At 39.9% G+C, this 4,058-nt stretch carries 5 protein-coding genes; 3 read left to right on the top strand and 2 right to left on the bottom strand.

Features of this window, described 5'->3' with window-relative positions; genetic code table 11:
* Positions 1-60 precede the first annotated feature (60 nt).
* From H5072_RS13355 to H5072_RS13365, 3 genes are all read left to right on the top strand, one after another.
* Positions 61-1,071 carry an RDD family protein gene (locus H5072_RS13355; RefSeq protein ID WP_182693793.1) on the top strand — a complete coding sequence of 337 codons (1,011 nt, stop codon included), beginning with the start codon at positions 61-63 and terminating at the stop codon, positions 1,069-1,071.
* 88 nt (positions 1,072-1,159) lie between these two features.
* Positions 1,160-1,411, top strand: coding sequence for a type II toxin-antitoxin system Phd/YefM family antitoxin (locus tag H5072_RS13360; protein ID WP_182693794.1), 252 nt, complete (start codon positions 1,160-1,162; stop codon positions 1,409-1,411).
* On the top strand, positions 1,401-1,688 hold the full coding sequence (locus tag H5072_RS13365; RefSeq protein ID WP_096792754.1) for a type II toxin-antitoxin system RelE/ParE family toxin: 288 nt from the start codon (positions 1,401-1,403) through the stop codon (positions 1,686-1,688). The genes H5072_RS13360 and H5072_RS13365 overlap by 11 nt, the downstream gene beginning before the upstream one ends.
* 49 nt (positions 1,689-1,737) lie before the next feature.
* Here H5072_RS13365 and H5072_RS13370 read toward each other — a convergent pair whose 3' ends face one another.
* Together H5072_RS13370 and lnt are read right to left on the bottom strand one after the other, a co-directional pair.
* Positions 1,738-2,577, bottom strand: a complete 840-nt coding sequence (locus H5072_RS13370; RefSeq protein WP_182693795.1) for a hypothetical protein — start codon at positions 2,575-2,577, stop codon at positions 1,738-1,740.
* A 98-nt stretch (positions 2,578-2,675) separates the two neighbouring features.
* Positions 2,676-4,058 (bottom strand): apolipoprotein N-acyltransferase (lnt, locus tag H5072_RS13375; protein WP_182693796.1); only part of this gene is annotated, 1,383 nt, incomplete at its 5' end.

Raw genomic sequence — 4,058 nt, forward strand, 5'->3', positions numbered from 1 at the left:
AGCAAAAAATAAAAAACGCGTAAGTTAACCGGGTTACCTATTTTAATAACAAGAAAATAAATGAAAGCCACAGAAATAGAACAATTAGAATTATCAAATTCTGAAACCCGAGAAGTTATTACACCCTACGCTTTTAAAATTGACAGCGCTTTACTGGGCTTGCCTTTAGCTACACCTATTCAGCGTGCACTAGCGATTATTATTGATGTTGCACTGATATTTTTAGCGGCCAAGCTTAGCGCTGCTCTAATAGCATTTGTCGCGGCTATGGCCTTTTATAAAGGCACTGCACAGCAATACCTTCCAAAAATGTCGAATGTGTGGCGAAGAATCTTAAAAATAACGGCAGCAAGTATTTTATTTGTAAGCGCACTTACAGTGCTTTCAATTGGCATTGATTACCTAGAAGACGATAACGCTGATCAAGGTTTAGCTGTTCAGGGCGTAAAAATACAAGATGAAATTCAGCTTACCGCCACAGAAAAACAACAGGTAAATACTTATTTAGCGCAAACAGCTGATGAAAGCTGTGAGCAACCTTGCCAACAAAACGCGTTTGATAATTTAATTGGGCAAGTTCCCAAATTAGCAGAAATGGACGACCTACAAAGCCCACAACTTGCTACCGTACTTTTACAACTATTAGTGCTCAGTGAAAATAACGAAATAAAGCCTGCACAGTTAATAGAAGAAAAACCGGCACAAACAAGCACAAATAGTATTTTGCAGTGGAGCAAAGGCATTATTCAAGACTTAGGCTTAGGTTTTGGTTGGGCTGCTGTTTACTTTACGTTGTTCTCGTTACTTTGGCGCGGCCAAACACCGGGTAAAAAAGTATGTAATATTCGTGTTGTCGCCCTAAGCGGTGAGCCATTAGGTTTATTAGATTGTTTTGGTCGCTACGGCGGCTACGGTGCAGGCTTTGCCACAGGCTTGTTAGGGTTTTTACAGATATATTGGGACCCAAACAGACAAGCTATTCAAGATAAAATATCAGCGACGGTGGTTATTAAAGGTAACTTGAATCAACCTGTGAATGTTGAAACCGTTGTAGATGCAGTGAAAGAGTAATAAAAACTAACAAGATTATAAAAAAGAATAGCTATAAATAAAAAAAGGTCTAAAATTAGGGCTTAATTTAGTTCTTTTTAGGTGTTTTATGAGGCAAGTTTTAGCTGATTGTTCGGCAAGTATTTCAGAACTTAAAAAAAATCCAACAGCGCTTTTAAATGAAGCAGATGGCGCTGCAATAGCAATATTAAATCATAACAAGCCTGCAGCTTACTTAGTACCGGCACCAATGTATGAGCTAATTATGGAACAACTGGATGATTATGAACTAACTAAAGTTGTTGAGAGCCGCAGAGGCGATTTATCTCAAGCGGTTGAAGTCAGTACAGATGACTTATAAGTTAAAGTTTTTGCCTGCGGCGTTAAAGGAATGGGGGAAGCTAGCGGCCCCACTTAAAAGTCAGTTTAAAAAGAAGCTCATTGAACGCTTAGACAACCCACATGTGCCTGCATCCAAGTTGCGAGGCTTTGATAATGTTTACAAAATAAAATTGCGCACGGCAGGGTATCGCCTAGCTTACGAAGTTATTGAAGACGAAATTGTGGTCTATGTACTTGCAATTGGTAAGCGCGATAAAGATGCGATATATAAAAAGCTGATGAAACGTAGTAAATAAATGTCGCAAGGATGGATGGAAATCGCATTGGATATTTCGTGCGCTTAACTTATGCGTTATTATTTTTCCAAATCAGCTTGCTAATATCACTTAAAAATTCATTAGAAATACGAAAATCCTCGCTTTGCGAGACTAGATCCTCGCGATTCATTGTAATTAGTAATGATGCAATTATCTGTCGATGTACCTTAGCATAATATAGGGGGTTATCTTTTTTAGTACAGATTCTTGCTCCACCTTGAATAGATATTAAGTCTTCTTCAGGGATTTTTAGGAATGAGTCAAATACAGGATCTTTAGGCCCCAATATAGAGAGATCAACAAAGGTTTGGTTTATCCAGCTTTCTGTTAATTGCTTTCCTTTAGTTTTATTTCTAACATCATGGCCTCTTTGAATTATGTCTTTATAAAAGACTTGAAGTATTTGATTATGCGATTTTATTTCTTCAACTTCCTGATTACTTGGTTGATATTTCCCCCTGATAAATCTGCCGGCTGATAAATACTCAAGTATTAATCCTTCAGTGTAAATGTTGACCTTCATTTCTTCTTCAATTTTTTTTATTCTTTTTTCAAACCTTTCATATAACTGATAAAACTCTTGAGATTGAAGTTGCTCAGCTTGCGATTGAAAGACTTTTTCACTTAAGTCATTTGCTTGTTTTGAAATTAAGTAAGATTTATTCGCAATCAATATCGAAATCACAGACGTTAAAAACATTAACACGCTAATAATTGCTGAAAGAATATGCTCAGGTTTAAGTCCAAGTTCATTATCCACAATTAAGGCACTTGGGAAAAATGCAGCAATAAATACCAACATCAGCGCACAGCACATCAGCAGTGAAATGGTATTAGAGTTTTGAGGAATTGATTTAAAATACGGCACTTCTTCCATCCTTGAAAACGATGATTATTATCCATTAACTTGTTGGGTTTCGTGGCACTCAACCCAACCTACGAATAAACTGGCTTACGGCTTACGGCTTACGGCTTACGTCTTCTAGCAATACCTATAACTCCCAACAACAACACAAATCCCCACACAAACATGTTGCCGTATTGGCTGTACACGCTGTCGCCTTTTATAAGCTTAATTTTGGCTTTCAATATGGTAGCTTCAAACTGAGGCATGGTTTGTTGTGTGTGGCTTATAGGGTCGTATACGGCGCTTACACCATTGTTAGTAACACGCACTAGAGGGCGTTGTAGTTCGAGCGCGCGCATACGGGCTATTTGCATGTGTTGCAAAGGCCCAATAGAGTCACCAAACCAGGCATCGTTACTTACTGTAAAGAGTAGGTCGGAATCGCTTTTGTAATTACCGCGTACTAAGTCGGCAAAAACAATTTCGTAGCAAATAGCAGGGAGTAAGTTATAGCCATTGGCGCGTAAGTTGTTTTGCACTTTGTCGCCACGGGTAAACGATGACATAGGTAAATCGAATAATGGGGCAATAGGGCGCAAAAAATCTTGAAACGGTACAAATTCACCAATGGGTAATAGCTGGTGTTTTTGATAGCGGTTTTTATCAAGGTAATGGTAATGCCCATGCTCGTCGCCGCGTTCTTTATTACCGACCACAATAAGTGTGTTGAATATATTTTTGGTGTCTCGCTGGTAGTCAACAATACCGGTTACAAGGGCGGTGTTATTAAACGAGGCGGCACTGTCTAAATTGGCTAGGTAGGAATCGGCAAGCATTTCTATTTCAGGCACTGCGGCTTCTGGCCATACTATTAAGTCGGCATCCCAATGTGGACGTGTCATGTCTTGGTATTTGCTCATTGTGGTCCAAAACTCACTTGGCTCAAAGCGCAGATGTTGCTGTATGTTGCCTTGTACGAGCAATACTGACATGTTTTTATCTGTGTAATGAATGCTGCCTGTGGTATTTGCACCTGTAAAAATAAGCGCAACAGCTGTCGCAGTAACCGCCGGGGTTTTAAAATCTTTTTGGGTAAGTCTATATAGTGCAAAGCCTATAGCGACACAGGTAAGAGTTAAGCCAAACTCGCCAATATAAGGGGCGAGCAGCCTTAAAGGTCCGTCGGTTTGTGTGTAGCCAAAGCTTAACCACGGGAAACCGGTAAGTACGGTGCCACGTAAATACTCACTAATTGCAAAGCAGGCAATTAGTAATGCGCCAAAGCTTTTAGGGCCACTAGCAAAGCGTGTAGTTGCCCAAAAGGCAAGTGCGGGAAATAATGCTAAGTAGGCGCACAAAAAAGCCATTAACGAGAGCGACGCTATAAGCGGCATACCGCCAAAGGTGGCAATAGAAACATGTACCCAGCTTATACCTGCACCGAACCAGCCTAGGCCAAATATAAAGCCATATTTAGCGGCGGTTTTTGCGTGTGCTTTACC

This window comes from Pseudoalteromonas sp. SR45-5, assembly GCF_014163565.1.
Lineage (GTDB): Bacteria > Pseudomonadota > Gammaproteobacteria > Enterobacterales > Alteromonadaceae > Pseudoalteromonas > Pseudoalteromonas distincta.

Bases quoted from the DNA above. Each gene is read 5' to 3' on its own strand.
- H5072_RS13355 (WP_182693793.1), top strand. From the start codon at position 61: ATGAAAGCCACAGAAATAGAACAATTAGAATTATCAAATTCTGAAACC.
- H5072_RS13360 (WP_182693794.1), top strand. From the start codon at position 1,160: ATGAGGCAAGTTTTAGCTGATTGTTCGGCAAGTATTTCAGAACTTAAA.
- H5072_RS13365 (WP_096792754.1), top strand. From the start codon at position 1,401: ATGACTTATAAGTTAAAGTTTTTGCCTGCGGCGTTAAAGGAATGGGGG.